Below are 3,835 nucleotides of genomic sequence, written 5' to 3'. Positions count from 1 at the left end.
TATCCCAGCGGGTATGGATTTGGAAGATTGGCTGGTTGGGCCAGATCGCGCCGACGAGTTGGTCACGGCCTTCGGATTTACCCACCTGGGCGGCGCCTTGATCGAATCCGGGCTTGCCGAAGCCGATGCTTGCACGGATGGTGGGGTACTCGCTAACGGCAAAGCCAGCCCTTGCGGGATGACCCAGGCCAATGCCGAAGTGACAGCCTGGCAAAATATTTTCAACGAAGCCATCTACCATGCCGCACTAGACACACGCGTTCCGGCGCGCCTGCTAAAGGGCCTGTTCGCCCAGGAAAGCCAGTTTTGGCCAGCGTCAAAGCTCGATTTCGAATACGGTCTGGGCCATTTGACGCGTTCCGGGGTTGAGACGGCATTGGTCTGGAGTCCCGAATTGTATGCCGATATTTGCCGGAGAACCCTGGGAACCGACTGTCATCAATCCGGTTCCTATTTCGATTACTTGACAGAGGAATTCTTCGACCGCGACACCTTGCTCGCAGCAACCATTGATCAGATCAATCCGGACTGCCCGCAATGCACAGGGGGCATCGATTCAATGAAAGCGCAGGCCAGCGTGCGCATCTTTGGTTGGTCTTTATTGGCCCATTGCCGCCAGGCTACCCAGGTGATGTACAACGCCACCGGCCAAATCCCCTTGGCGGTGACGGATTACCCTACATTATGGAAACTGGGATTGTATAACTACAACGCCGGATCGGGGTGTTTGTATGAGACGCTGGTTGCAGCCTGGTCGCCGGGCGAGATCCTTTCCTGGGAGCAATTTGCAAACAGCACGACAGAGATATGCCGTTATGGTATCGGCTACGTGGAACAGGTGCTGGACTACGCCGTGCGCATTGGGGATGGGTAATATGCCAGGAAAATATCGACGAAGAGCTCCAAAATATGGTGATCCAAAGAAAATCTTCGTGGTTTTTGTGTCCTTCGTGGATTCTTTTTCAAAAACCAAACGCTGGGAAACTGCCAAAACCATCGCCGCGCTGATCGTGCTTCTGGCACTTCTGGCTTTCTCGTGTTGGTTGAATATCTACTGGTGTTTTGGGTGGTGCTGATGCAAATGGATTTCGTTTACCCCCTGCTTTTGATCTGGCTAGCCTTTGAAGCGGGCTGGAATCTATTCCAGCGCCGCCTGCCCGTGTGGTTTTCTCTGATCCCGCTGGGCGCGGGTTGCGTCTCTCTGGTGGCTGTCGATCAAATATGGCTGGCTGTGATTATCCCTCTAGCCGTGATGGCAACCGAAATCGAAGCCCGGTCACTGCGTATCACCGGCGCGCTGCTGGCCGTGGTTCTGATGCTTCTGGTTTCTCCCGCTGCGATTCCCCTGGCAGCCAGTTGGCTGATCTTCACGGCGCTCTGGGAAGTCCGGGTTCTCTACGGGGCAGACGCCTTGGCCGGATTGGCGCTAATGATCTTTTTCCCGTCGTGGTTGATGCTGGCCTGCATCGGAATAGGCCTGGGATTATGGGCCTTGATGGTGTTGGCATTGCGCTATCAACAGGGTTTTGGCCTGCGCCTTTGGACCGTGCTGGCCAATCGCGCCAAAGGCACAACCTATCCATCTATCGGTGGCTTTGTCCTGGCGCTGGTTGGGTATGGGCTGCTACTCTGGAAGGGGAATATCTAAACATGATGATCCGCCAGCTATGGGTGTCTTTGCTGCTGATCGGTTTCAGCGTCCTTCCAGGGAACCCGCACCCATTCCCACGATCGCCCGAGCGGGTTTCTTCAGCCTGCCTTGCTCAAATCGATGCGATCCTTGCGAACCAATTTCAGGATGGGATCAACTACGATCCCAAATCGCAAAGCTGGTGGTTCGAAGGCATCCCTACCGAGATCGTGCGCTACGATATCCGCGGGGACGGAATCGACCTGGTGAGGGTACGCTTCCTGGCCGATGGAGAACCGCGTTCCGTATGGGTCACCGCAGGCATCCTGTTATGGAGCGGCGAATTCCACACCTGGGGTTCTTGGCAGGATGAGCGCCAGGCCTTTGAAGAACTCATCCCCGGTCAAACCTATCTCCGGGTAGACATCGGCGAGATGCAGGGAGCGCTCGTAGGTCGTGACGGCAGCGTGGATTTCTCCGCATGTAACAGCCCCATGTGCCATATTGCGGAATGGTCTGAACAAGCTAGCCAGAATTTCAGCCAACGCTTTATCACCAGTAACGGGACTACGGCGCCCGGTTGGTATCCCTGGGGTTACCTGGTCTGGCGCATCACCCCACAGGGCAGGCTCGACCCCTGTTCGCAGTTGCCGGTTCCGTTGAATGATAGCGAGCATGTCAGGCTATACAACGGCATCCGGGTTCGATAGCCGATGGACACCTGACGACCTCCCTTTCGTCATCCTTGATATATTCGCCGTAGCGTCATAGATCGACCACAAAGGAGTACACCGTTTTGAATTTCCTTATCTTCCTGGCCGCCCTCAGCATGGCCGTCTTCGCCTTCGAGCTGGCTTCCGCCGCGGCCATCGCGCTGAGCACCTTCGGGCGGGATTACCGCCTGGATGGGGCCTACGTCGAAGGAATGGATGCCGCGCCGATGCGCCGCTCCACCTGGAATGCCCTGCTGATCGCGGTATTCCCCGCTCGTTTCGATCCGGCTGAAGCCAGGAACAAGCTGGATGTCGTCAGTATGCTGCGCCGGGCAGGGTATCCCTACGATACGCCTGGGGAGTTCTATGCCGTGGCCATGCGCACATTCTCGATCTTTCTTGCCGTTGGCGGTTTGCTGGCCGGGGCCTTATTTTTCATGGATATGCCGATGGCGGCTGCGCCCGTTGCTGCCGTCTTTGTGTTTCTAGGATTGCGCCGACCGTATGTACACCTCAGGATGCTGGCAAAACAGCGCGCCGAGGCCATGCGCAATAATATGCTGATTGGCCTATCCGTGCTGCACGCCCTTTTATCCTCCGGGACGGGTGTGCAGGAAGCCCTGCGCCGTGTTTCCGGGGTGGGAGGGCCATTCTGTAACCTGCTGGCGTTACTGGTAGCGCGTATGGAGGTGGAAGATTTCAGCAAAGCCGTGCAAACCACCGCTGCGCACCTGCCCGATCCCAAAGATTTGGAAGCTAACCTTTTTTTGCGGGATGTGGAAGACTTCTTCGTCAACAACCGCCCGATTCTGAGCAGCATCAAGGCCTTGCGGGAGGCCATCCACCGTTCGGTAGTGGAAGCCACCGAAGCCCGGGCCGCCCTGGTACGCCAACGCAGTGGCCTGTTTGGCATCCTATCCGTGGTTGGGTTGATCTTTTCGATTGTTGGCCCGTTTTTGGGTAGATACTAATTGGACGGAGGACGGAAGACAGGCGACCGGTGAAATCCGTCTCCCGTCTTCCGTCCCCGGTCATTCGTTCAAAAAAAGTATGAGGAGGCAATATTTCCATGAACCTGATCCGAACATTCATCAAAGACACCGAAGCCCAGGACTTTGCCGAGTACGCCTTGATCCTGGGTGCGGTGGGTGTTGTGGCGCTGGCCGTGATTTCTCAATACAAGGAAGAATTGATCGCGGCTTTCAACAGCGGGATCAACGCCTTGCGCGCCGCACGCGGTGGATAGGATTGTGAAAGTAGCCAGGGTCGGCGCACGGAGGCGCCGGTATCAAGTGTCAAGCGCCAGGAACCACCTGGCACCGGAACACTTGATACCCCAGCACCCCCGTACTCAGAGAGGTCAAACCATGGCCGAATTTGCTATCGTCATGCCGGTTCTCATCCTGCTCCTCTTCGGGATGACCCTGGCGGGTTTCTATGCCTTCCGAGCCGCGTCTGCTGATTGGGGTGTCTTTATCACCGGGGTAGCCAC

Annotated in this window: 5 protein-coding genes; all 5 read left to right on the top strand. The window is 56.6% G+C overall.

Annotated elements, in window-relative coordinates:
- Positions 1-874: hypothetical protein (locus HN413_04825; GenBank protein ID MBT3389714.1), on the top strand; the 874-nt coding region annotated here is incomplete at its 5' end.
- Positions 875-1,081: 207 nt separating this feature from the next.
- The gene (locus HN413_04820; GenBank protein ID MBT3389713.1) at positions 1,082-1,648 is read left to right on the top strand and encodes a hypothetical protein; all 567 of its coding nucleotides are present in this window, start codon (positions 1,082-1,084) and stop codon (positions 1,646-1,648) included.
- A 23-nt stretch (positions 1,649-1,671) separates the two neighbouring features.
- Complete coding sequence (locus HN413_04815; GenBank protein MBT3389712.1) at positions 1,672-2,340, top strand: hypothetical protein; 669 nt, start codon at positions 1,672-1,674, stop codon at positions 2,338-2,340.
- Positions 2,341-2,426: 86 nt separating this feature from the next.
- Positions 2,427-3,314, top strand: a complete 888-nt coding sequence (locus HN413_04810) for a hypothetical protein (GenBank protein ID MBT3389711.1) — start codon at positions 2,427-2,429, stop codon at positions 3,312-3,314.
- A 98-nt stretch (positions 3,315-3,412) separates the two neighbouring features.
- Complete coding sequence (locus HN413_04805; GenBank protein MBT3389710.1) at positions 3,413-3,589, top strand: hypothetical protein; 177 nt, start codon at positions 3,413-3,415, stop codon at positions 3,587-3,589.
- Positions 3,590-3,835: the final 246 nt, after the last annotated feature.

This window comes from Chloroflexota bacterium (assembly GCA_018648225.1).
Classification (GTDB): domain Bacteria; phylum Chloroflexota; class Anaerolineae; order Anaerolineales; family UBA11858; genus NIOZ-UU35.
This window is presented reverse-complemented; position numbering and strand designations above follow the sequence as displayed.

Excerpts from the sequence above, each read along its gene's own strand:
- HN413_04820 (MBT3389713.1), top strand. The coding sequence starts at position 1,082 with ATGGATTTCGTTTACCCCCTGCTTTTGATCTGGCTAGCCTTTGAAGCG.
- HN413_04805 (MBT3389710.1), top strand. The coding sequence starts at position 3,413 with ATGAACCTGATCCGAACATTCATCAAAGACACCGAAGCCCAGGACTTT.